Here is a 23,938-nt window from a genome sequence, read left to right on the forward strand (position 1 = left end):
TTCATGAGAAAAGATCGGTCACTCGCCGAACTCGATCGAGCCCGGACTAATCAACGATGGTCCTGCCGGGTGCTCAGGATCACTCATCCTCAACTTATACCCTTTCCGGATATAAGCTATGACCTCTTCAATGGTGCCAACCCTGATTTGATCTTCCTCAAACCGGGTCATGCTGACAATATAGCAGCCATCCTTGTAACGATGCGGCACCAATAATGCGCCTGCCTTTTTCCCTCTTTTGACACGCGAATATAACTGCCTCTTCTCATCACTTTTTTCTGGCATGACCGTCACGCCAGGCGAATTTAAGGTAGGCACATCATCAATGGACACAGGTGGAGCAGCCATCTTTGGCATAAACGTTTCAGGCTCTTGATGCGGCTCGCTTTCTTCATTGGCAGAATCAGCCAGAAACAGGCCTAGCGCCTCTTCAACCAACTTGCGCTTTCTGCTGGCCTCTGATTGGCTTTCCATCCAGCCTTCAAAGTGTCCGTTAGCGCCGGAAGGATGTGCCACATGCACCCACAGACGGCCATCCGCCTTTGCTGCTACGTCATTGATCTTCTCAAACGCTTCCGGAAAAAGGTCTCGAATCAAGGCTTGGCAGTGCTTGATATATCCGGAATCATTTCCCAGCATCACCACCGTATTAACACTGCCCGGCATTTCCTTGAGAAACCGATTGGTGCAAGTAGAAATCACTTGCGGAATTTCCTTGAAGGACTTCTTGATTAATGGTCCAGAGCATTGATACTTGCCCGACTCATCCTGCCGGGCAACGCTGCATCGTATCAGTGAGCCGAAGGCCACATTGCCGGCAGGATTGGCAATGGCTGCATCCAGTGATTCGCCTGCCTCCAGAGCCCCCAGATGCTTCAGTATCCGCTCCAGCCTTGGCCGCATTCCAGCAAACGCCACCTCATCAAAACTGCCGTTGTCGTAATAATCCGCCTGCGTGCTCCCCTTGGAGAACCCCAGCACCAGCCATTCCGGGTTGGTGCCACCCCATGCTCCAGGATCATTCCGCATTTTCCACAGCGCGTGCGGGAAGGCTTCCTTCTCACCTGGTGAGTAACAGGCTACACAGTCGATCTTTCCATGCTTCGGCAACATCAGTAATACCCATGGGCAGGATCTGTGACGAGGACTTCACCCGTGGAAGGCCTCATCATTAAATTGGTTTCATTGAAATCCAGATCCGCACTTTCCTTTAGGCATTGCTCACACATGAACACCATGGTTTCCGCAACCAAGGCGAGCGACACAGGCGTTTCACATTTTGGAATGGCAAGCCGAACACGCTCTAGCTCGTCTCTTACAATGACCAGCGCGTCATCTACTTCGGCCAGAGCAAGAACAGCCTTGATCCATGCCTTCACTTCACTCTCAAGCTCTGGAGACACGCTCAGCGGCACCAGTTTTTCAAACTCGGCAAGCCACAGGTCATCATAACCAGCCATATCCCCATCGCCCTCCAGGCGCCCCCAGTCATTGAAACACTTCGGAACAGCCAGCCCCTCAGAGCCAGCTCGAATCACGAAGGTATGGGAGGCGCCATCAGAGGCCAGTCGGTAAATCGTGTCTCCAGCATCGTAAATTTCCGTGGTAGAGCCACAATCAATCAGTTCCTTGCCCTTCAACGGAAAGGTTGACCTTGTCTTCTCCACAAACTCGCCATCCAGCACAAAGTGTGCACTCATAATCACCCCAACAGTGTCGCCCAAAGAAGTAATCATAGGCATTCCGCTGGTTTATTCCTTTTCAATCTGTAAGCAGCATGTCATCTTTTTACAGATTACTCTCCACCACCCGCTCCATGCTTTGCATCCAGGCAGCTTTGAAGGAAGGATCAGCCGCAAACAGTTTATACAGCTCCAGCTCATCCTTGCGGCGCTGCAGCATCACTTCCTTCAGCATCTTCTCGAACGCAAGCTTGCGGTTATGGGGGTCTGGGTTGTCCTGATACTTCTTCTTGAAATCAGGGTGTTGGCGAATACTTTCCGCAATATTGACGAACTTGACCCTCTGTTCTTCCGGCGTGGCGCTCCAGCCCTGGAACCAGCGTTCATTGAAAGAACGCACGATGTCGTCCAGCGGGTCCATTTGCTGCTCCCCGCCATGGCCACCGCGGGGATTCGGGTTCTGGGGATCGACTTCGGTTTCGCCCTGATCCAGTTCAATAGCCTGATTCAGCTTGACCCGCTGCAGGCCATAAGAGCTCAGATCCACTGACTCAAGCAGCTCATCAATAGCGTCCGCATCCGGGTCTTTTACCTTGAGCTTGGGAATCAGGAACTTGAGGAACCAGAACAGCTTTTCCCAGGCAAGGATTTCATAGGGCATGATCGAAGCCATCTGGCCGTAGATCTTCACGTATTGCTTGGCCTTGATCTTGAAATCGATTTTGTCTTCGTCTTCCAGCCCCAGTTCGTGTTCGAACCGGGAAGCCGCCACATCAATAATCGGACTCAGGGTCTGGGCATCTTCATTATTGAAATAGCGATTTGTGAAATCCTCGACTTCGTGCCACTCATAGACCCCCACCTCATCCATCATGTCTTTCAGCTCATGGAGTACATTCACATCCGTGGCGCCGGAGAGGGAGGTTGCTGTGTAGAACGGGTCAAAAGCCGTCTTGATGTCGTCGCTGGAATTGAAGAAATCGAGGATAAACAGATCCTCGGTCTTCTTGCCCAGCTTGGGCGCGGAGCGGTTGAGCCTAGAGAGCGCCTGCACACAGAGGACAGAGGCCAGCTTCTTGTCAACATACATGGCGCACAGCTTGGGCTGATCAAAGCCGGTCAGGTACTTGTTGGCCACCACCAACAGCCGATACTCATCGGTATCAAACTTGTCCTTGGTGTCGTTCTCCGAAAATCCGTTCACCTCGGCTTCGGTGTACTCGATGCCATCCACTTCCTTGGTGCCGGAGAAGGCCACCAGCGCCTTAAACGGATTACCCTTTTGCTCCAGCAGGCGGGATATGGCCTTGTGGTAGCGAATGGCGGTTTCGATGTTCTGGGTAATCACCATGCCCTTGGCTTTTCCCCTTAGCTTCTTGGTATTCACCACCTGGGGGATGAAGTGCTCCAGCATGATCTCCGCTTTGGTGTCGATGGTCTGCTGGCTTCGCTCCACATAGGCCCGCAGTTTCTTCTGGGCCTTCTTGGTGTCGAATAGCGGGTTCTCGGCGATGGATTTCTCGATCTCGTAGTAACCCTTGTAGGTGGTGTAATTAGCCAGCACATCGAGAATGAAACCTTCCTCGATGGCCTGCTTCATGGAATACAGATGGAACGGCTTGAAGGAGCCGTCTTCCTGCTTCTCACCGAATTTCTCCAGGGTGGTGTTCTTGGGCGTGGCGGTAAATGCCAGGTAGGATGCATTGCCCCGCATCTTGCGGGAGCGCATGGCCTTGAGGATCTTGTCCTGATCATCTTCTTCATCTTCATGACCGGCCCCCTCACCCATGGCCCGGTTCATGTTGTCATGGGCCGAGCCGGACTGGGAGCTATGCGCCTCATCGATGATGACCGCAAAGCGCTTGTCGCTGAGATCCTCGATGCCCTCCACAATGAAGGGGAACTTCTGGATGGTGGTGATGATGATCTTCTTGCCGCTCTCCAGGGCGCTCTTCAGCTCGGAAGACTTGAACGCGGGCGCGACGATATTCTTGACCTCGGAGAACTCCTTGATGTTCTCGCGGATCTGCTTGTCCAGCAGCCGCCGGTCCGTCACCACGATCACGGAATCGAACAGCGGCTCATCCAGTGCCTTGCCACGGGCCGCCTGTTCGGATGCCGGGTAGGTTTCGATCAGTTGATAGGCCGCCCAGGTAATCGAGTTGGATTTGCCCGACCCCGCCGAATGCTGGATCAGGTAGGTATGCCCCACCCCCTGCTGCTCTGCCTGGGCCACCAGCTTTCTGACCACATCCATCTGGTGGTAACGGGGGAAGAACAGGGTGCGTTTTCTCAGCGGGTCCTTGCTGCTGCCATCCAGGCGCACAAAGTGCTGGATGATATTGACCAGGCTGTCTTTGCTGAACACTTCCTGCCACAGGTAGGCGCTCTTGTGGCCATCCGGGTTGGGCGGGTTGCCTTTACCGTGGTTATGCCCCTTGTTGAACGGCAGGAAGAAAGTGCTCTTGCCGTCCAGCTTGGTGGTCATGTAGACCTCATCCGTGTCCACCGCCATGTGTACCAGACAGCGGGCGAAATTCAGCAGCGGCTGATGATAATCCCGGTCTTCCCGGTACTGCTTCTGGCCGTGGTAACGGGCAGTCTGTCCCGTCCAGGCATTCTTCAGCTCCATGGTCACCAGCGGGATGCCATTCAGGAACAGCACCATGTCGATTTCATGGAGCGGGTTGGCCAACGAATAGCGCACCTGCCGGGTACAGCTAAAGATGTTGGCGGCGTAATTCTGCTTCACCTTCTCGCTACTACTGGCCAGCGGCGCGGGATACATCAGATGAAAGTGGGCATCATCCACCGCCAGGCCCTTCTTGAGCAGATGCAGAATGCCATGTTTCTTGATCAGGCGGTCGTACCGCTCCAGCAGCTTGCGCTGCCAGTCAGAGGGGTTGTGCTTCTGCAGTTTGACCAGCTCTTGTTCCTGGGTCTGCTCCAGGAAGCGCCAGAAGAACTTTTCATCAAGGGCATACTGGGCGTTGAAATCCGAAGGCAGGCCAAGCTGGAAACCGTTATTGGCCACCATTTCCTCCGCCGGGGTTTCCCCAATACCCCCGGCCTTCTTGACCGCCTCGGTCGTCAAGCCCGTCAATGCCTGCTCTATGGCGGCTTCCAGCGCCTGTTCCTTGGTATTGCTCACCATATTGCGTCCCACCGTCTTTCAATTCGTATCCAGCCTGACAGGCCGATCAAGCAACCATCAAACATTATTATGAATAATATCAGAGGGTTAACTTGGGCCTGCTTGCCAGCTCAGTCTCTGGGTCAAGCAAACACCCCAACCTGACGCCCAAGTTTCCTTAACCCCTCAAAATGTCTAAATGATATCTAAACCTGCGGTTTAGACATTTTCCAAATCTTGCCCCAACAACCATAAGCTATTGATTTTTAAGGTCCTAAAAAAGGTTATTTACCTTGTGATGCTTCTGCTTCTCGTCTAATCACAGCTTCCAAAGCACGTCCTATGATCTAACAGGCAATCCTGCTGAGCCGATCAAACTACGTAATGATCCCGCAATGCTGTCAGCATTCCTTCATGGTGTTCGGCGATCTGCGTTTCGCCCCATTTCTCGTCAGCCGCGACATAAACGTCAAAAATGGCCTTGAGCTTCAGAGAGTCATAACGGGGCTTATTCTTGAACTCCTGCCATTTCACACCAACGGGCTTGTTGCTATACGAAGAATTTTCGCCGGGGCTCAACAATGCCAAGTTACCAAAGGCGTCTAGCGCCTCTTGCTTAAGCACATTGTTATTTCTTTCATTCTGCGGATGCACATGCTCCACGGAGTTCTTGGAGGTAATGCGGTATCGCTTGAGCTTCTCATCGCTCTTGTCGCCCTGCTTCCAGAGCAGGTATTCGAGCTTCTGGAACCAGTAATGTTCAAAGCCGGTTCCCTGAGCTATGTTGAGATAGTCTTCGCGAGAAGCCCAGCTTTCAGTGGCGGGGGCCTCACCTGTGGCAATTTTGAAGCTGGCTTCCTTCTGCGTTTCGGTGGTCAGCGAGAGCTGGTTATCCAGTTTCTCCATGATGGACAATACGTCGTCAAAGCTCATGTCAGGCTTTTTAACCAGCTTAGCGAGCAGTGCCGTTAGCCAGTAATGGGCGGAACGGTCGCCGGTGAAATTACGCACTGCCTGCAACTGGGCCAGCGCCCCCAGCTCCCGGGCACTACGGTTGATGTAATACTTGCCGCTGGATTGGGAGCGGCTGAAGCTGGTCAGTCGCAACTGCGGGTCTTCACTGTCATCGTGCTCTACCCACTTCACCACCCAGGTATCGAATTGATAGCGCACCTGCCACAGCGTCTGGATAAACGCCTTGATGTCCGCCTCATCTTTGTCGAGGAGACATTCAAAACACGCCATCAGGTTGGCGGCCTTGATACGGGCTTCAATATCCGGCCAGCCTTCCCGGGCGCAGAACACGCGCAGCGCATGGATCAACAGCAGCTCGAAACCCACGATTGAGCGACCGGAGACAGTTTTGTCTTCAAGCTCCGCCAGGGGGTCCTTTTCTTTTTTCGGCTTGACGTTGTCAGCGGTATTGCCCGCCTTGACCTCATTAAGCAGGTGCAACAGCGTCATTCCAGACGCCTTGCTCTCGCCTTCTCCGCTTTCTCCGCCACTGGACTCAAAGAACCTGCGCTTATAGGCACTCAAGTCTTTGTACTCAATCGCATTCCAGTCTGCATTGGGGAACAGATGGCGGAGGTTGCGCTCGAAGTAGTTATCCATGTGCTCGCAGGCCTGCCAGATGGTGCTGTACAGGGGCGTCTCGGTAGTGATCTTGCGGAACAGCTTGGCTTTCAACAGGTCCACCGGCTCCAGCTGAATACCTGCCGTGTTCATGCTGGCGAACAGGCGATTCAGGTCCATGCTCTCCGGGACGACATTGTTGACCCAGCTCACCTTCCTGAAGATGTAATCGGCAAACCCTTCACGGCTGAACTCCTCACTTTCGGGCAGCTTCTCTACCTGCTGCTTGAGCACGCGCAGGTTGGCGTCCAGATGGGTGAGATACGGATCCTTCGCGATGGCATCCGGGCCGGGGCGGGTCATGCGCTCCAGGCCGGCATAGCTGCCCAGCAGATTGCCTACCGTATCGCGGATCTCAAAGGTCAGCCTGGGGGCTTCGCCCAGGGTCGATACCTCTGCCAGCGGCGTTTTCACACCCGCCGCACGGAACGCCAGGGAAAGCAGCATCAAGGTGGTGGTGCGTTGCTGGCCGTCGATCAGTTCATAGAGGCGGGACTCACCCTTTTCATGAATGGCAGACAGCACACTGCCGATAAAGTATTGCTTTTCGTTCGCCAGATAGGCTTCGCGGATATCATCAAACAGTTTGATCACATCCTCATCGCGCCACACATAGGGGCGCTGATAGCTGGGGATCACGAAACCCATGTTGCGGGCGCCCACCGTCTCCAGCGTCAGCACCTCTGTCCTTACCTGGTGCTCTCCGTGATTCTCTCCATTATCCCCTCCATGTTTCTCTCTATTACATTCTGCCTCTGCCGTCATCCCTGACCTCCCGCTATCTTCCGGTTCAATGCCGGGGCAAACCCATTTTCATACTCACTGACTTCCAGCCCAAGCGCGAATTGCTGGCAGACCGCATTCACAAACCGCTGTTTCACGCTGTTCTTGTCGAGATTGCTGGGGTCTACCTTCAATTCGAAGGCATCGAGAAAGGCAAAGCACTGTGCCGGGGTATAGCTGGCGGCGATCCAGTCCAGTACGGGGTGCTTGCCTATGAAGGAGGGAATGGAGTTTTCCCGCACGGATTTCTGGTTGCTGACCCGGCGGGAATACACCACCCGGAACAGCTTTTTCGCGGCCTGCTCCAGCTGGTTTTCACCGTACTGGCTGATATAGAGCAGCAGGCACGCCTCGTAGAGTTTTTCCAGGTAGCCGCAGCCATCCAGGTCTTGCAGCCATTCCACAAACTGCTGATAGCCAGGCAGATGCGGCAGGTCTGGCTGCTGCCAGTAGCGCTGGTGCAACCCCTGAAAATAGGCCAGGTAGCGGATGCTGTTGATGCCGGCATTCAGTGGCTGGCGCACCTCGTAGCCCTGCTGGTCCGTCTGCTGGCTGATCTCGCCCGCCAGGCCGATCTGGCGGCGGATGCGGCCATAGGCGATGTCATCGCCCTCGCCGGTAGCCTGCGCCAGCTCGTCCACAATACAGTCACGGATCAACTTCTTCTGGTTATGGGAAGGTAATGGCCGATGTTTCACGCCTTGCCAAAAGCGGCCTTTCAACAAAGCGCTGACGGTGCTGTCCAGTTTGCCCATGGCCTCCCACTGCCGGGCAAACTGTGGCTGGAGCGTTCTGTTTTCAATGGCCCGCAGGTGATGCGCCTTGATGATATCCGGCCCACCCAGCCGCACCCCGCCGGTGTTCTGGGTTTCAAAGAAGCGGTAGGCATCGTCTTCGGACTGGGTAATCACCAGGGTGAATTGCAGCTTGTGGAAGTCGATCCCGTCACGCACCCAATCCAGATGGTCGTGGAGCCACTGGAGGTTATGCTTGATCTGCTGCTGGCTGGTGGGGTGTTCGTAGACCAGGCCGCCGATGCTCGATGGTTCCTGATCTAGCAGGCAGCCCATCAGCGCCAGGGTGGTGATGCGCTGCTGGCCATCGATGATATTCAGCTTGCCATCTTCTTTATGCAGGATCAGGCTGCCCAGATAGTAAGGCAGTTCGGCGTTTCGCTGGGTGTGCGACTCGATATCCTGCAGCAGGCCATCCAGTTGCTTGTCCTGCCAGCAATAGGGGCGCTGGTATTCCGGGATGGTCAGCGCTCCTGCCACCGTTTCGTTATCGCTGGTGACAATGGCATTGGCGCTGGACGATGGCTCTGTATGCAAACATTCAGAGAAAAGCTGGGCAGCGCTGCAGGTGGCAACCTGTACAGTCATGCTGGATCAGGCCTCCACCATGTCGGGCGTGATTCGGATTTTTCCGGTGACGGCGCTATTGATTAGTGTGGTTTTATATTCCTTTAACTTCCCTATTTGAGAAAGAAGTAGTGCGATACCTTTATCAACTTTATCCCACTCTTCTTTTACGCGCCGAAAAATCAGTTTCTGTTCTTCCTTAGGAGGAATTGGGACAAAGAAATTATTGAAGTTTTCCGCCGGGAAACGCCAACGTCCCAACAATGAAACGCCTTGCCCATATCGATAGAAAATTTTCTGTTGATATCCAAGCTGGAAGATAGCCAACAAAAATTCATCGTCCAAACCATCATAGGTTCTAATAAAAACTCTGTAGTCGGGGCTAACCACACCGTTGTACTTTGATATATCAACATACCCCGTCAATAAGTCCATATGATTCATGGCAAAATCACCAACTTCAACGACCTGGTATTTCGAGTAATCCATTGCCAACTGGCCTTCGCCACTATCAATGTCTTTTATCTTTATGCCTTTCTGGGTAATTGACAGCACATCAGGCCCTTCATATCCAGCTATGCGCTTGACGATCTTTGTTACGTACTTTAGGCGCTTCACCTCCCAATGCGCCGGAATCTCCCCGATCCAGTCCACGCCGGAATCTTTCATGGGCACAGTGGGATCAAGCCCCTGGGTGACGGCTTTTTGGATAATGATTTGCTTGCGCTCTTTCAGCAGGGCGATCTGTTGCTCTTTGATGGCAATGGCTTCGTCGATTTGGGTGGTTTTTTTGTCGAGGAATCTAACAATGCCGTCTTGGACAGCAAGGACGGGGAAAGCAAACCTGAAATTTGCCACAAACTCAGTCTGAACTCGCTTCTGCCCGGCAGAACCAGTCATCAAACTCTCACCGAGATTCATGAAGAGATCAGTTTTCGTAAGGTAATAAATATATTTTTGGTTGAATCCAGATCTTACTCTTAATACATGAAACTCAGTAGATCCAAAACCATATTTAGTTGGCATCGAATCAAGGTAAGCTCCTTTTCCGTTCTCGAAGCAGGGCGTAATCTTTGCCATGATCACGTCGTTACGCTGGAAAGAAGTAAACCCTTGCTTAATTTCCTTTATCGGCTTCTGAATGCCATACTCAACTTTTCCGCTCGAATGTACGACTTCCATTGGCAAAAAACAGGCATCATTTAAAAGATCTTCAACTCCAATTCTTGGCGGAGGGTTAATCCTCGATGAAAACTTTAATCGAGTAACCTCCCACTCGGCCGGAATACGTCCTAACCATTCCACACCAGATTCTTTGTAATCGTCATATCTTGGCAATTCAAAACCACTCAACATCGCCATTCACCCCTGCACCTGCTCAACATCCACTCCCAAGATCTGCGCAATCAGCCCCTCAGCCTTCTGCTCCAGGCTGATAATGTCCTGGGCGACCTCTTCCAGCGAACGCAGCGGCTTGTGGCGGTAGAAGTATTTGTTGAAGCTGATTTCGTAGCCGATCTTGGTGGAATCCTGGTTGATCCAGGCTTCCTCCACATGGGGTTTTACTTCTTCCAGGAAGTAGCCGTGAATGCCTTGCTTGTCGCCGTCCTTGAGCAGGGGGATGGATTCGCTGTCGCGCAGGTCTGCGCTGGATTCATAGGTAACGTATTCGTTGGCCTTGCCGGTGGGATACAGGCCGTAGTCTGGTAGCTGCTCCTCGGTGCAGCCGTAGCGGTGCAGCAGTTCGTCCAACTTGTCGCCATTGAGCTTGACCACTTTCTTGACCACCTTTTCGGCGGCTTCGTCGTACCAGCTCACCGCATTGAGAATGGCGTTCTTCTCGGTGGCGGAGAGCTTGATCTTTCTGGCCTTGAGTTCGTCGTCTAGCTGCTGCTTGAACTGGTTGAAGTCATTGAACTCTTTTTCACCGATGGCAGCCATGAGTTCGCGGGCGGTGTCCACCAGGGCCTTGAGGCTTTCCCAGCGTTTTACGTCCAGCAGTTTGGTTTTGGCCTTGGTGTTGAGGCTGATGTCGTTATCTTCGCACCAGGCCATAACCGGCTTTTCGATGCTTTTCAGGAAGCTCTGCTTGTTGTCCTTGCCGTGGCCAGTCTTGTCGTAGACCTTGTCGCCGTGCTCGGCATAGAGGTGCTCCATGACGTCGCTGATCTGCTTGTCGAAACGCAGGCCGGCGATGCGCTCTTCAGAGAACTGGGCTTTACGACGGTCCGGGCGCTCGATGGAGACCTTGTGGTAGCCGAAGTCTTCGTTGCGGAACACCTGGCTGGCGATGCCGACGGGATCGTTGTTGTCATCCAGTTCGCGCTCGATGGCGGCGCAATCCAGGTAGGTGCGGGTGATGGCTTCGATATGCTCGTCTGCCAAGTCGCAGTTCTTGTTGCCCAAATTTTTACGCCGCTTTTCATACAGCAGGCTGGCATCGATCAACTGCACCTTGCCACGGCGCGGTTCCGGCTTGTTGTTGTTCAGCACCCAGATATAGGTGGTGATGCCGGTGTTGTAGAACAGGTTGTTTGGCAACTGGACGATGGCTTCCAGCCAGTCGTTTTCGATCAGGTAGCGGCGGATGTTGCTTTCGCCACCGCCGGCATCACCGGTGAACAGGCTGGAGCCGTTGTGGACCGAGGCGATGCGTGAGCCCTTGGAGCCACTGGCCGGGTCTTTCATCTTGCTGACCATTTCCATGAGGAACAGCAGCTGGCCATCGCTGGAGCGCGGGGTGGCGTCGCAGTCCTCTTCATTGCCCCAGTAGTCCCGGAGCTTGATTTTGAAGCGCGGGTCGATGACATCGCCGCCGTCCTTGATGTGCTTCTGCTCCGAGGCCCAGCTTTTGCCGTAGGGCGGGTTGGAGAGCATGAAGTCGAAACGGCTGGAAGCGAATTCATCGGTGGACAGGGTGGAGCCGACTTTGATGTTTTCCGGGTTGTTGCCCTTGATCATCATGTCGGATTTACAGATGGCGTAGGTTTCGTCGTTGATTTCCTTTCCGTAGAGGTAGATATCCCGCTGGCTTTTTGATTCAGGATCGACGGGATATTTCTCTTCGATAAAGTTCTGGGATTCGGTGAGCATGCCACCGCTGCCGCAGGCCGGGTCGTACACGGTGAGGGTGAGCGGCAGGTCATCCTTGATGGGATCGAACACCAGGTGAGTCATCAGTTCGATCACTTCCCGCGGGGTAAAGTGCTCCCCCGCCTCTTCGTTGTTCTCTTCGTTGAACTTGCGGATCAGCTCTTCAAACACATAACCCATGCCCAGATTGGACAGGGCCGGCAGCTTGTAGCCATCCGGGTCTACGGCTTCATTGGGGGTGAGGTTGATCTTCGGCGAGACAAATTTCTCCACCACGTCCAGCAGCACGTCCTTGTGGGCCATGTGCTGGATTTTGCTCTTCAGCTCGAAGCGCTCGATGATTTCATGGACGTTGGGGCTGAAGCCGTTGAGGTATTCCTCGAAGTTGGCCAGCAGGATCTGCCGATTGTTGGTGGCGGTGTTGTACAGGCTGGTGAGCGTCCACTTGGAGACGTTGTAGAACACATAGCCGGAGGCGGCCTTGAGCGGGGCCGGGTCCAGCTCGGTGGCGTCCATTTCCTCTTTCTGGAAGCGCACCTCTTCCAGCACCGCTTCCTTGCTGGGCATGAGCAGGGTATCCAGGCGACGCAGCACCACCATGGGCAGGATGACGTCACGGTATTTGCCCCGCACATAGACATCGCGCAGGCAGTCGTCGGCGATGTTCCAGATAAAGGAAACCAGTTTGTTGTGTACGCTGTGATCCATTGGGTTTTTGTCTCTGTCGTTAATTCTGTGCGTTCATTGGTCTGGCAGGGTACAGGGGGTCGTGCTCGCCTGCACGACGTTACCCCAGCCCCATTCCCTTGAGCATTTCCGCTTCGGAGACGGCTTCGGTGGTAACGACCGCATCCTTCAGCAGCAGTTTGCCATCCAGCAGGCGGTGCAGATGTACGTCGAAGGCATCCCGTTCCGGGTGGTGCGCGGCAGGCAGGTAGATGTTGACTGCCTTTTCCTGGCCGATGCGGTAGACGCGGTCCGAGGCCTGGGCCTCCTTTGCCGGGTTCCAGTGTCGCTCCAGATGAATGACATTGTTGGCGCCCACTACAGTGAGCCCTACCCCGGCGGCCACCGGTGACATGATGAGGATATTGAATCCGGCGCGGGCTTCAAACTCCCGGATCATGCCCTTGCGGGTGGCATCATCGGCCTTGGTGGATACCGCCTTGGTGTCACCGTTGATGATACCCACGTCCAGGCCATAGAGGCGATCCAGCCACAGCTTGAGCAGCATTTGCAGCTTTTTGGTGATCAGGAAGATGATCACCTTTTCCTTGCGGGCGCGAATGTCATCGAGGGTCTGGAGCAGGGCTTCCAGCTTGGCGGACTCGGCCATGACACTGCGGACATCCCTGGCGGTGGTGAGCGCGGTAATATCCCCTTCCTGCAGGCGCGGATGCAAAGAGATGCTTCTCAGCTGGTGCAGGCTGGAGATGGCCAGGCCCTGGACTTCTTCATGGCGGCGGCTTTGATAGTTGTCCAATACCTGATTGTAGGCCTGCAGCTGGGCACCACGCATGGTTCTGGCCAGTGCGGGCATGGGCTCCACACCGCCTGCGGGCTCGTGGATTGCGCCGCCGAAGATGGATTTCTTCGGCAAGCCGGTCAGCTCTTCTTCCTTGGTGCGACGGAGCATGAAGCGGCCAACGGCCTGCCTGAGCTTTTTGCCGACGTCCTGACGCACCTGATTGCGGTCTTCGTCCTCTGCCTTGAGGATGGGTTTGACATATTCCTCTCGGAAGGCGGGCCAGTCGCCGAGCAGGCCTGGCTGGGCGGTATCCATGACACACCAGAAATCCAGCAGGCTGTTTTCCACCGGGGTGCCGGTGGCCAGCACCTTGAAACTGCTCTTCAGGGCCTTGGCGGCACAGGTGACACCGGTGTTGGGGTTCTTGATGTTCTGCGCTTCATCGAAGATCACCGTGCCCCAGTCGATACGGCAGAGGGAGAACTGGTAATCGCGCAGGGTCTGGTAGGTGGTGAGCACCAGCCGGGCATCCATGTCGAGCCGGTCTGGCCCGGCTTCCGGGCCCACGTGGAGGGCATAGCGCAGGGAGGCCATGTCGATTTCGCCATCGGCCATGTTGGCGATCTGTACGGTTTCTCTTTCGGTGTTGGGAATGCGGAAGCGCTTCAGGTCCCTGCCACCTTGCAGCACGACGATATCGCGGAAGGGGGAACGCTTGAAGGTCTTCTCGACTTCTTCTTCCCAGTTTTCCAGCAGGCTCAGGGGGGCGACCACCAGCACCGGCTTGACGGCTTTGCCCGCGCTTCGCTGGCGTCGCATGAGTTCTGACAGGGAGACCAGCGCCATGAAGGTTTTGCCGAGGCCCATGTCATCCGCCAGCAGGCAGCCCTGCATGCGGTAGAGCTGTTCCGCGTCCGCATGCTGGGCCTGCTCGCCCAGCCCTACCAGCCAATCAATACCGGCTTTCTGATGCGGGAAGGGGGTGCGCTGATAGAGGCTCCAGTCAGGCTCCTGGCTCGGACAGGCATCGGCCGCCAGGGCCAGCAACTCTTCGCGCTGCTCGTCGGCATCCTTGATGAGTACCGAGACCTTCTGGCGCTTTTCGTTCTCGTCCGGCTGAGCGTCTTCCTCTGGGGCAGAGTCGGGCTCGGTTAACCCCTTGCGCGCTTTTTCAATAACGGCGGTGACGGCATTTTCGTCGCTGATGTCGATTTCCTGGCCATCAATGACCACGGTGGAAGCACCATCACGGTGTGCCGCCGCGATCTCCTGTTCGATGCGGTCGGCATCTTCCTCACTCTGGATCAGACCGCTGAGTACCTGTGGCGGCGAAGGTTGGCCTTCCTGGGTGAACCAGTCTGCGCCTTTTGCGTCCAGCTCGCCGATGGCGATGTGACGCATGGTGCCCACACCATCTACCCGGACGGAAAAGCCGGTATCGAGGTCCACCAGTGCTGCATCAATAAAGGCGGTGGGGGTTTCCATGAAGCGGGCCACCTGGTCCGCCGGGATACGTCGGGAGGCGAAGACTTCCCGGATGCCTTCCATCTTCTGTTTGTCCAGCAGGACGATCCGGTTGCCGATGCGCATGGCGCCCTCGTCCGCCTCGGGATCGAGCTGAGCCCAGCGGGTAAGGAGATCAGAATAGGGTGTGCCGTCACCAAGAGTGGGTGACAGTTCGATGCTGCCGTCGGGCAATTTTGACACGGTGAGGCCGATCCGCTCCGCCTCTGCCACATTGATATTGTCGAAGTGCGACAGATTGATATCCAGCCCGTCCCGTTTGGCTTGCTGAAGGGTGGCAATCAAACGCAGGTTGCTGCCTTCGCCACGATCATCGGGCGACATGACTGCATGAATGTCGATGGCATCCAGTGCCAATAGCTGCGGCGCTGTCAGGGTGTATTTGTCTCTGCTTGTATTGCTGAGAATCGGCCCCTTGCGATTGATTGGGTACGACTCACCATCGATCAAGACAAAGGCTGATACCTTGAAGGCCGGGTGGGTGCTTTTGCCTTCGACCTTGATCTGGAACTGGAGCGGAGCCCTGGGCGGAAGCTGCAGGATAGACAGAATATCGTCGTCCAGACAGGCAACGGATTCCGAGGGTAGAAAAAAACCATTGGAGATAGGCTGCGCCTGACCGGATTCACAGAGCATGGTGAGCGCGACATGCTGGGTAGACGCAACGCCGCCGGCATTGTCGGACTTGATGGTGGCCAGGTCACCCGGTGAAGCGTAGAAGCTGATACCTTCCTCTTCGATCAGTAGAGAGAGCCCCGCCTCTTCGCCCCCGGCGTTTTTCCCCAGCATTTTTGCGATTGATTCACGGAATCCCATTAGCCACCTTCATATGTCTTCAAACGGCTTCCATTCTTGACCGGAATGCCGTGTTGGTACTTCTGGTCCAGCCACTCTTGTCTGGTAAACAGGGCAGGCCAATCAAGCTCGACATCATGATCTACCAGGAACTCGATGACTTTTCTTCGCCAGGTAGTTGGGTAGTGCGTGATTCCCGTATAACGCTTGCCTTTATGGTCTCTACGGTACTGCCGTGGCAATTTGATGGTTAAGTCAGAGTGGGAGTAATAGTTTTTATCGTAGTTGACCAGTGATGGGTCGGGTCTTTCCTGGTACAGCCAGATCTTGAAGGAATGTGATCCCTCCACAATATGGAATTGCCCACAATCCAGATAGATGACCGCTTTGTCTGACATCTGGCCATCCATCTTGGCGTAGGAAGAAAGCATTTCCTTGTCCAGGATGCGTTTGACGAAGAACTCCGCTTTGCTACCCAGCATCAGTCTGGAGTTCCTGACCACGCCCTGGCTGAACAGCCCTTCAAGAAACTTCTTCCTGGCCGGGAACATGTTATTCAGGCCTTCATCACGCGAATCCAGTCCATACTGTTCTACCGCTTCGAGGAAGAGCTTCAAATCCTCTTTGGCAAGCCAGCCTCTTACCTTGTTGACCCGATCATCGCCCAGCGGCGCCCACCACTCGGCAAACTGGCGGTTGGTTCCCGAGACACGGGGGTCGCCTGCAATCGTCAGAATCACGTCCTGCCACAGATCAGAAGGCTCCCCTTCCGTTCTATCGATCAGGATTTTCAGTGCAGCATGCCCGACTCGCATTGAGCCCTGATAGGGCGCCTTTGACACACTCTCCTTGACGATTTCATTGAGTACGTCGTGATGTTCGCCGACAGGAACCTTCTCAAGCTCCCTGATGTAATAGATGGCCCTGCAGACCTCACCGAATCGCCCATCCATATAGCCTTCGAGGCCCAGGCGGGCAACGAAGTCATCCAGCGGCAATCCTGTTTCGAGGCACTTTTCGACAAGAGATGCCGGGCCATTGTTTTCCATCAGCCAGCCTTCACGGTGAATCACTGCGATGACATCTCGACCTTGAATACGCGCGCGCGACTGTATCGCATCGACCTGCTGAACAAGGATGACACCAAGGGATTCCATCAATCCCTTTTCGTCCTTCGAGAGCCGGTCATGTTCACGGAAATAAAGCTGCGCCAACTGGATCACCGCCATTCTCGATAACTGTTCATCTTGCGATGACAGCATTGCCTCCAGGGATTCCTGATGAAGATAGCCATCCCTGATGGTTTCACTTTGCAGCCATAGCCATGTCAGGGCACGAACACCCGGACGCGACTGATACACCTCGTCTGGCAGATCCTGCCCACGGCGGCTGCAGGCCTCAATAAGCTTGACCAGGCGCTGAAAGGCACCCCCTTTGCCAATAGACAAGGCGTCCCTGGAGACTCTTTCTTCCAGAGCCTGCCAGGCCATCAGCGTGCTTTCCGGCCACTCGACCGGCGTAGCCTTGTCAATTCTGGGGAGTCGCATCATCCGCTCCCAACAAGCCCTTCAGGACGTCATAGTCTTCCCGCTCGGGTCTTCGTATGGTGATTCTGATATCGATCCGTCGGTTGATCTCGTAATCAGCTTCCGTTTTCTGATCTTCCACAACCGGACGGGTTTCCGCATAACCGCTGACAGAGAACAGTGGTTTACCGTCCCGGTTACGAAGATTGTTCAAGGCGAGGTCGGAACTGATTTCCTGCCCCCAGTATTCCCACAGGCTGATAGCCCTGAAGGTAGAGAGACCCCAGTTCCCTTTACCTGGCGGACCCCAGAAAGCTCGATTATCGGTGTGACCTTCGATGAAAATGGTGTCCAGATAGTCCACACGGTTCTCTTTCTGAATGACGACCGCTAGCACCTCTCCAATCTTTCTGGCCGTTTCCAGATACTGCTTATCGATACTGAACTTGCCGGAACGAAAACCGAGGACATCATTCGGAATCCTGATCACCGAATGGTTTTCTGCCACCATCACCTCGATGGAGCGTTTTTCCAGTTCCTCGACAACATCTTCCACGATGGTTCTTCGGACCTCTTCGGCTTTCTTCAGGTGCTCCATTTCCTTGTCAACTTCCGTTCTGACTTTGATCAACTGCGTCAGAAGCACCAGTGACGCCAGAATGAAGATCACCACCAACGCGGCCATGACATCTGAAAAGGACACCCAGTAGGGGTTTTCTTCATCTACAGGGGCGGAGGACTGCCTGATAAATCTCATCGGGCCTTGCTCTCCAGTTCATCCACTACCCCCTGGATAGCATTGACGGTGTTCAACATGCCATCGGCATATTGCCTGGAGACTTCATCCCATTTACCCATTCGGTCCTGGATCTGGCCGGTGACTTCCTTGTGGTAGGTGGCGAGCCATTGTTCGGCTTGTTTCTCCACCGCCATCACCTGCTGCTTGAGGGTTTCACCCAATGCTTCGAACTGTTTTTTTACGCTCTCAAGGTAACGATTCTGACTTGCCTCCATAGAGCCGAAGCCATCCAGTACGCGTGTTGCTGTGCCCTCCATACGCTTCGACGTTTCCACCAGAGAGCCTTGCAGCTGCTCCAGCAGCCCGAGTTGCCCCGAGATACCATCTGCGACTTTCGCTGACGTGTCTGATACCGCTGACATTCGCTCCACCATGGAGGTGACCGTATTGCCCAGACGATCCGCACTGTTATGCAGCTCTGCGCCCAGCACCGAGAAACCTTTCTCAGTCGCCCTCAGGTTTTCCGCAGAGCGATCCAGCGATCCGGCAGCTTCGCCCAGATGTCTCGCAATCGGCTCCATCGTTTCCAGTAATCGCTCTGAAGCCTGGATGCTACGTTCAGACGACTCCTTGAAGGTGCTAAGTGATTGGGCCTGCCCTTCCTGCATTTGGGCAATGGAACCATCCAACCGCTCCTGTCTTTGTTGGTCCGCCCGGGATGCGGCTTCAGCCTGCTCGGACAGCTTTCGGGTCAGACCTTCCAAAAGTGTCTCGAACTGTTGCCGCTGTGATTGCTCACGGGCCTCTGCTTCCTCCTTGATTCGGGCGATCTGTTCAACGGTTTGTTGGCGCTGCTGTTCCAGCAGACCTTCTGTCTTTTCTCCCGCTTCAGACAGCATGGACGATACACGGCCGATTTCACTGCGAATCCCCTCCACGGCGCCGCCTACATCACCCGCCACGCGCTCAAGCGCCTGCCCCTGCTGGCGACCGGCCTCACCAAACTTGTCGAGAAAGCTCCCGACTAGTTGCTCGAGAACAGTGGTGGATTGATCCGATGCGCTCTCGGCAATACGTTCCAATGCAGGCGCCATGACATTCTGCAAGGCATCAGAAATCGCTTCCTGCATGCTTTCGCTCATGGCAGAAACGGTTTCCTGAAGCCGGTCACCAATACGCTCATGCAACTCCATCAACGATTTTGAAGAGCTGGTGGTGGCATCTTCGATGTGTACCAGGGTTTGCTCTGCGGGGATTCTGGGATAGAGGAAGTCGATTTGCTGCTGCAGAAAGCGGATCTGCTTGCGCACTCGCCTTTCCAGCAACTTCTCACCGAGGTTCAGAATTAGCGAGAGGAGCACACCAAAGATCGAGGTATTAAAGGCTGTCGCCGCCCCCGAAATCATTCGCTCCATGTCCCCTCGCAGCTGGTCGAGATCATTCCCCAGATGGAGATCTGCCAGCCCCAGACTCAAACCCACAAAGGTGCCCAGCACCCCAATGGCCACCATAAAACTGGGAGCAGCAGCGAGTAGACGACTTTCTGTGAGGCCTGACGCCAGAGTTCTAGTGTTGAAAAAATGCTCAGCATCAAGGGTATTGAACAGCTTCTCCTTGTCCTTGGAGAAAACCAGACTCTCGTCGAATTCACGCCACAAGCTGCCGACGTCTTTCTTCTTTTCCAGCGCATCCTCAAGGGTCTGACGCCGGTTCCTCGCCAGGTTTTCCCTTGACTGGTCACGAACCAGAGCGCTCACCCCCGAGCTTCTGGCCCGGTAATTCATCCAGTGATGAACAAGGGAGATGCAGGTAATAAGAAAAATGAACAACATGAAGCCCACAAACAGCAAGGACAACTCGTTCATGTCGGTCAGCAAAGACAAAATATCCAGCGCTTTCATTTATAACCCTTATTGGATTTGATGCTTATTCAATTACCGGATAACTCGCTTCCCCCCACAGGGTAGTCGGGCTATCCATCATGATTTCGATGACCGCCGGTACCAGCTCGCCCATGAGGTTGACGCAGTCGCGGATCTGGTCGCGGTTGATGCTGCTGTTCCAGGTGGCGCCGCCGTGGAGGAGCTGGTTGCGCAGGGTGTAGATGCGGTTGAGGACGATGGCGAGGACGCGGGTGGTGTCCTGTTTGGCCAGGGCGTTGTTGGCGGCCCGTTTGGCGGCGGCAAAGCTGTCTTGCCATTGGTCTTCGGTTTTCAGGTCGCGCTGGTAGTCCCAGAAGCCGGGGAAGACGTAGGGGTTATCCAGCAGCACGCGGATGGCGTTGGGGTAGGCGCGCCAGATCAGGTCGTTGAGGCGCTTGCTGGCATCCAGTTCGTGGAGCTTGTCCAGGAAGCTGTTGAAGGTGCCCTGTTCGCTGAGGCCTTCGCGATCATCGATGTCGCTGGCGTAGGCGGCGTTGAAGGCGATCCACAGGAAGATGAAGCGGCTGTCGGGGTCGGCTTCCTGCTCCGCGCGGTGGAGCCAGCTGAGGGCGCGGTGGACACGCAGGCCCAGGTTGTCCGGGTAGCTGTCGCGTTCCTGCCGTTGGCGGTTTTTGAGTGTGTTGTAGTCGATCGCCATGATTCTTCCTTTCCCCTGAATGACATCAAAATGATGTCATTTTCGCCTTCCTGGCCAACAGTGAAGCTTGTTCATTATTTTTGTGGACAGTATCACATTCGGGTTTAAGGTCTAGTGTCCGGCGGTACTTTTTCATGAGCGGGTCCGTCAGGTTGGAAGATCGCCTGCAGGCAGGCTCCTGCGGGCGGGCGGTTCGCACCTCGAGCAGTGCTCCTACGGGTGCTTCGCCTGCTGGTTACCAGTCGCCTTCGCTGACTGACGGTTTGGCTGATCCCAGGTTGATGACCTTGCCGATCTGTAGCGGGTCGTTGTCTGGCAGCGGGGTTTCGCCCTGCTTGATGCCTTTGACGGCGACGCTGTCCAGGCCGGCCAGAACTTCAGAACCGTCCAGTGCCTGCTTGCCTTCTGCGTAATGCTCGAACCAGGGCAGGCCTGCGGCGGTGTAATCCCTGGCGGTGGGCGGCTTGCATGGTGGCTGGCTGCCGGTGACCTGCCGCCATTGCTGGCTGTTGAGCAGGTGCACAAAGCAGCGGCTGGACTGCGACAGATCCCAGGCGTCGAGGCCGTGCTTGTCCTTGTGGATCGTCTGCTTCATTAGCCCACCGGGCGCCATCCCCATGCCAGGTGCCATGGCCATATCAGCACACATGAAAGAGTCCATGCTCCTTGAACGGCAAGCGTTGACTTCACGCGCCTTGATGGCCTCGTAACGCTCCCGCTTCATGGGGTAAGCAATGATCTGCAGGCCACCAAACTCGGCCGCGCCGGTTAACTGCTCTTCGGCGGTGTAACCACTGCCAAGGGGCATGGCCACGAACTGACGGATCAGGCCTTTCTGAATACAGAAGCCATCCAGCCAGGGCTGATCCGGGGTGACGATGTAGTCTTGCGGAGTATCGGATACGGCATCTTGCCAAGGTTCACCGGTGACAGCGTTGATCTTGCCCGCCGCAATTTTCAGGAGGAAAGGATAGTCACCTGCACCAGTAAAACTGATCCACAACGCTTCTGCCTGGTACATAGGCAGCATCACGCCGCCGCGCTTCTGGTAATCCCCGGGCAACGATTTGGCATGGTCTTCCACATGCTCCAACGGAAACCGCCCCAGGCCGGGCGGCAAAGCGTATTCGCGATTGTCATCCGGGATACGCAGGGTGCGCTGAAAGTTCACCCGGCATACCGCCTGGGGGTGCACTTCCGGAAACCGGAATACCAGCTGGTTAGCGTTCAGTTCAATCATGTCGGTTCATCCTTTTTACCAGTCCCCATCCGTCACTTCCCGGACCATGCGCAGGATGGCATGGTCAGGCGCGTCCTTGAGTTGCCGTATGAGCTCGGCAAACAATTGTGGGCGCCGCACGATAATCTCTCTCAACTCACTGGAGAGCTTGCCGGCCAGCGCCAGCAGCACATCCGGGTCTTCACCGAGATCTGCCGCCAGGTTCACGATCATTTGTTCCGAGGGCGGCGGAAAGACATCGCGTTCAATTTTTGACAGGTACGCGGGCTCGACGCCCACCCTGCCTGCCACCTGGCGCAGCGAGTAGCCTTTATCTGTTTGCTGGCGGGCAAGTCGCGCCTGTCGTATGTAGTCGCCAAAGCTCATTTGTGTAGTGTTTAGTACACACTACATTTTTGTCAATCCTTTTCTCCCGCACCCCCTGCTTCGCACCTCGAGCGGTGCACCTACCTGTCAGGCCCCTGTCTCGAACTGGCGAGCGTCCTTTTCCAGGGGCGCCTGGTGGTAACCGAATGTCATGACCTGCTCGAGGTACACATCCATAAAGGCGCCGATGGAGCCGAGCACTTCGTATTGGTGCACGTGGCGGAATTCGTGGCTGTAGAGTCGGGCGGACTGGCAGCCTTTGACGATGTAGATGGAGTGGCCGAAAGTGATGCCCGTGACCTGGCCGCTGAGCATGCCGACGCTCTTTGCCAGGCTGTAGACCACCGGATCTTCCTGGAAGGGAATCTCGTCCACCAGCATGATGCGAATGCGTTCGGGCTCTGCCACGCCCACGCTTCTGGCCATTTCCATACCTTCTTCGTTGAGCTCGGCGCCCTGCTCCTGGATCATGTCGTGGTGCTTTTTGGCCCACAGGACGACCAGGGGAAGATAAGAGTTCAGATCTTTCATTGTCGCCTCCAGCTAGCCGCAGTGAGAATGGATTAACGCCTGCGCCTCTCGCACCAACTCCGGCTCCGCATGGCCAAACACCAGCTGGCAGGCAGTGAACGGATCAGAAGTGGTTTTGCCGGTGCGATAGAGATCCAGCAACACACTGGGGCTGACCATTTCCAGCGGAATGACTTCGGCAATATGCTCCGCCATTTCGGTCCAGCACTCTCGGCAGTAGACCAGAATACGACCCGCCCCCAGTCCTTGTTCATAGGGAATCGTGACCAGACTGCGCGCTTTGCCTTGGGCGGGCTCTTTTTCCCCTGCCTTACCGCACCGTGAACAACTCGCCATAACTTTTGACTTCCTGTATTGCCTGACTGTGCAGCATCCCTGCTACGGCCTCATCAAACCCTTGATGACAGCCCCACATTATGCATTTACTATCGTCATGCCAATACTGACTACATGAACATGTCGCCTTTCGGCATGTGTCGCTTTTTGGAGCACAACATGGCACGTACAGCAGGGAAGAATGCGGCGGACTGGCCACTGCGCTGGGATTTATTATTGCGGTACCGGTTGATCGAAGTGATTGCGCTGTGGGAAGGCAGGCTGACCACCAATCACCTGGTGCGCGCCTTTGGCATTGGGCGCCAGCAGGCCAGCAAAGATATCAATCTTTATCTGAATGAGTATGCGCCGGGCAATCTGGAGTATGACCTGTCACTCAAAGGCTATAAACCAGCCACCGGTTTCAAGCCGGTGTTCACTCGGGGCCTGGCTGATGAATACCTGCAGATGATGCATGCCCGGGAAGATCTGAGCTGCGCCTTCGAGGCACTGGATGTACGCGAGCTGAATACTGAGGTATTGCTGCCACCCTCACGGGATTTGCGCCCGGCGGTGTTACGTCCCATCTTGCAGGCCTGCCGGGAAGGATTGCGGGTAGAGATTGAATATACCTCGCTCAACAACCCTGATCCTGAGTACCGGGTGATTCAGCCCCATACGGTGGTGCATAACGGCATGCGCTGGCATGTGCGTGCCTGGTGTGAAAAAAACAGTGATTACCGGGACTTTGTGCTGAGTCGCATCATGGACAAGCCGGAGATCACCCTGCCCGGCGAGCAGGGCGCTGACCAGGACAAGGCCTGGCAGAAATCACTAACCCTGAAGGTGGTGCCAGATCCTCGACTGTCCGATGCACAGCAAAAAGTGATTGCCCGAGATTACGGGATGAGGCGGAGCGTGCTAACGATTCCCTGCCGGGCGGCCATGGCAAACTACATTGTGCAGTTGTTGCGGCTGGATGATCAGGATCATCGTGGGGCAGAGGCCCAGCAGGTGGTGTTGGGGAATTATGAAGCGGTGAAGCAGTGGTTGTGGGTGGGGTGATCGCGCTGCTAATCACACTTCTGCAGAAGCCCCTCTGCAGGAGCGGTCGTTCGACCGCGATCTCTGCCCCGCTGCCATCCAACCCTTTCGCGGTGGAACCAC

Annotated in this window: 17 protein-coding genes; 1 reads left to right on the forward strand and 16 read right to left on the reverse strand. The window is 55.3% G+C overall.

Going from position 1 to position 23,938, the window contains the following annotated elements; genetic code table 11:
- Positions 1-18: 18 nt before the first annotated feature.
- The 16 genes from D4A39_RS07165 to D4A39_RS17955 form a co-directional block, all read right to left on the reverse strand.
- Positions 19-1,113, reverse strand: coding sequence for a hypothetical protein (locus D4A39_RS07165; protein WP_119917769.1), 1,095 nt, complete (start codon positions 1,111-1,113; stop codon positions 19-21).
- On the reverse strand, positions 1,113-1,736 hold the full coding sequence (locus D4A39_RS07170; protein ID WP_119917770.1) for a hypothetical protein: 624 nt from the start codon (positions 1,734-1,736) through the stop codon (positions 1,113-1,115). The genes D4A39_RS07165 and D4A39_RS07170 overlap by 1 nt, the downstream gene beginning before the upstream one ends.
- Positions 1,737-1,788: 52 nt before the next feature.
- On the reverse strand, positions 1,789-4,848 hold the full coding sequence (locus D4A39_RS07175) for a type I restriction endonuclease subunit R (RefSeq protein WP_233552435.1): 3,060 nt from the start codon (positions 4,846-4,848) through the stop codon (positions 1,789-1,791).
- A gap of 339 nt (positions 4,849-5,187) precedes the next feature.
- Positions 5,188-7,215, reverse strand: a complete 2,028-nt coding sequence (locus tag D4A39_RS07180; protein WP_119917772.1) for a DUF262 domain-containing protein — start codon at positions 7,213-7,215, stop codon at positions 5,188-5,190.
- Complete coding sequence (locus D4A39_RS07185; RefSeq protein WP_119917773.1) at positions 7,212-8,615, reverse strand: DUF262 domain-containing protein; 1,404 nt, start codon at positions 8,613-8,615, stop codon at positions 7,212-7,214. The genes D4A39_RS07180 and D4A39_RS07185 overlap by 4 nt, the downstream gene beginning before the upstream one ends.
- Positions 8,616-8,621: 6 nt before the next feature.
- Positions 8,622-9,956, reverse strand: coding sequence for a restriction endonuclease subunit S (locus D4A39_RS07190; RefSeq protein ID WP_199699430.1), 1,335 nt, complete (start codon positions 9,954-9,956; stop codon positions 8,622-8,624).
- Positions 9,957-12,395 carry a type I restriction-modification system subunit M gene (locus D4A39_RS07195; RefSeq protein ID WP_119917774.1) on the reverse strand — a complete coding sequence of 813 codons (2,439 nt, stop codon included), beginning with the start codon at positions 12,393-12,395 and terminating at the stop codon, positions 9,957-9,959. It abuts the gene before it with no gap.
- 79 nt (positions 12,396-12,474) lie between these two features.
- On the reverse strand, positions 12,475-15,495 hold the full coding sequence (locus D4A39_RS07200; protein WP_119917775.1) for a DEAD/DEAH box helicase: 3,021 nt from the start codon (positions 15,493-15,495) through the stop codon (positions 12,475-12,477).
- Entirely contained in the window at positions 15,495-17,024 is a 1,530-nt protein-coding gene (locus D4A39_RS07205; protein ID WP_119917776.1) for an EH signature domain-containing protein, read from the reverse strand. The genes D4A39_RS07200 and D4A39_RS07205 overlap by 1 nt, the downstream gene beginning before the upstream one ends.
- The gene (locus D4A39_RS07210) at positions 17,002-17,757 is read right to left on the reverse strand and encodes an OmpA/MotB family protein (protein ID WP_119917777.1); all 756 of its coding nucleotides are present in this window, start codon (positions 17,755-17,757) and stop codon (positions 17,002-17,004) included. The genes D4A39_RS07205 and D4A39_RS07210 overlap by 23 nt, the downstream gene beginning before the upstream one ends.
- A complete protein-coding gene (gene zorA / locus D4A39_RS07215) occupies positions 17,754-19,640 on the reverse strand; it encodes an anti-phage ZorAB system protein ZorA (RefSeq protein WP_119917778.1) in 1,887 nt (628 codons plus the stop codon). The genes D4A39_RS07210 and zorA overlap by 4 nt, the downstream gene beginning before the upstream one ends.
- Before the next feature lie 25 nt (positions 19,641-19,665).
- Positions 19,666-20,319 carry a HEPN domain-containing protein gene (locus D4A39_RS07220; protein WP_199699431.1) on the reverse strand — a complete coding sequence of 218 codons (654 nt, stop codon included), beginning with the start codon at positions 20,317-20,319 and terminating at the stop codon, positions 19,666-19,668.
- Between the two features lie 235 nt (positions 20,320-20,554).
- Positions 20,555-21,559 carry a hypothetical protein gene (locus D4A39_RS07225; RefSeq protein WP_119917779.1) on the reverse strand — a complete coding sequence of 335 codons (1,005 nt, stop codon included), beginning with the start codon at positions 21,557-21,559 and terminating at the stop codon, positions 20,555-20,557.
- A 15-nt stretch (positions 21,560-21,574) separates the two neighbouring features.
- Positions 21,575-21,925, reverse strand: a complete 351-nt coding sequence (locus D4A39_RS07230; RefSeq protein WP_119917780.1) for a helix-turn-helix domain-containing protein — start codon at positions 21,923-21,925, stop codon at positions 21,575-21,577.
- An 87-nt stretch (positions 21,926-22,012) separates the two neighbouring features.
- Positions 22,013-22,456: a hypothetical protein gene (locus D4A39_RS07235; RefSeq protein ID WP_119917781.1), complete on the reverse strand. Its 444-nt coding sequence runs from the start codon at positions 22,454-22,456 to the stop codon at positions 22,013-22,015.
- A gap of 12 nt (positions 22,457-22,468) precedes the next feature.
- Positions 22,469-22,792, reverse strand: coding sequence for a hypothetical protein (locus D4A39_RS17955; protein ID WP_233552436.1), 324 nt, complete (start codon positions 22,790-22,792; stop codon positions 22,469-22,471).
- A 159-nt stretch (positions 22,793-22,951) separates the two neighbouring features.
- Between D4A39_RS17955 and D4A39_RS07245 the strand changes: the two genes are divergently transcribed.
- Complete coding sequence (locus D4A39_RS07245) at positions 22,952-23,836, forward strand: helix-turn-helix transcriptional regulator (RefSeq protein ID WP_119918018.1); 885 nt, start codon at positions 22,952-22,954, stop codon at positions 23,834-23,836.
- Positions 23,837-23,938: the final 102 nt, after the last annotated feature.

It is taken from the genome of Alcanivorax profundi (genome assembly GCF_003597125.1).
Lineage (GTDB): Bacteria > Pseudomonadota > Gammaproteobacteria > Pseudomonadales > Alcanivoracaceae > Alcanivorax > Alcanivorax profundi.